The organism is Streptomyces sp. CAI-85 (assembly GCF_013363615.1).
Classification (GTDB): domain Bacteria; phylum Actinomycetota; class Actinomycetes; order Streptomycetales; family Streptomycetaceae; genus Streptomyces; species Streptomyces antibioticus_B.
Genome location: NZ_JAANNX010000217.1, coordinates 1 through 890, shown reverse-complemented (window position 1 = coordinate 890; position 890 = coordinate 1). Strand labels below are relative to the sequence as shown.

2 protein-coding genes are annotated in these 890 nt (G+C 71.2%); both read left to right on the top strand.

Features of this window, described 5'->3' with window-relative positions:
* On the top strand, positions 1 to 439 hold a 439-nt coding region (locus G6W55_RS37890; RefSeq protein ID WP_175525093.1), incomplete at its 5' end, for an Hsp70 family protein.
* The coding region (gene grpE / locus G6W55_RS37885; RefSeq protein WP_175525092.1) for a nucleotide exchange factor GrpE at positions 436 to 890 on the top strand (455 nt) is incomplete at its 3' end. The genes G6W55_RS37890 and grpE, both read left to right, overlap by 4 nt.

Below are 890 nucleotides of genomic sequence, written 5' to 3'. Positions count from 1 at the left end.
CAAGGAGCAGAAGATGACCGTCACCGGCGGCTCCTCGCTGCCGAAGGACGAGGTCGACCGCATGCGCCAGGAGGCCGAGCAGTACGCGGACGAGGACCACCGCCGCCGCGAGGCCGCCGAGGCCCGCAACCAGGGCGAGCAGCTCGTCTACCAGACCGAGAAGTTCCTCAAGGACAACGAGGACAAGGTCCCGGGCGAGATCAAGACCGAGGTCGAGGGCGCTCTCGCCGAGCTGAAGGAGAAGCTCAAGGGCGAGGACACCGCCGAGATCCGCACCGCCACCGAGAAGGTCGCGGCCGTCTCGCAGAAGCTCGGCCAGGCCATGTACGCCGACGCCCAGGCCGGTCAGGCCGCCCCCGGCGCCGAGGCCCCGAAGGCCGACGACGACGTGGTGGACGCCGAGATCGTCGACGACGAGCGCAAGGACGGTGCCGCGTGACGGAGGAGACCCCGGGCTTCGAGGAGAAGCCCGACGTCCCCTCCGGCGCCACCCCTGAAGACGCCGAGCCGAAGGCCGCTCCCTCCTCCGCCTCGGCGGAGGGGGCGGCCCCGGCCGGGGACGCGAACCAGACAGCGGCTCTGGTGGCTCAACTGGACCAGGTGCGCACCGCGCTCGGCGAGCGCACCGCGGACCTCCAGCGCCTCCAGGCCGAGTACCAGAACTACCGCCGCCGGGTCGAGCGCGACCGGATCGCGGTCAAGGAGATCGCCATCGCGAACCTCCTGACCGAGCTTCTGCCCGTGCTCGACGACATCGGCCGCGCGCGGGAGCACGGCGAACTCGTCGGCGGCTTCAAGTCGGTGGCGGAGTCCCTGGAGACCACCGCGGCGAAGATGGGCCTCCAGCAGTTCGGCAAGGAGGGCGAGCCCTTCGACCCGACGATCCACGA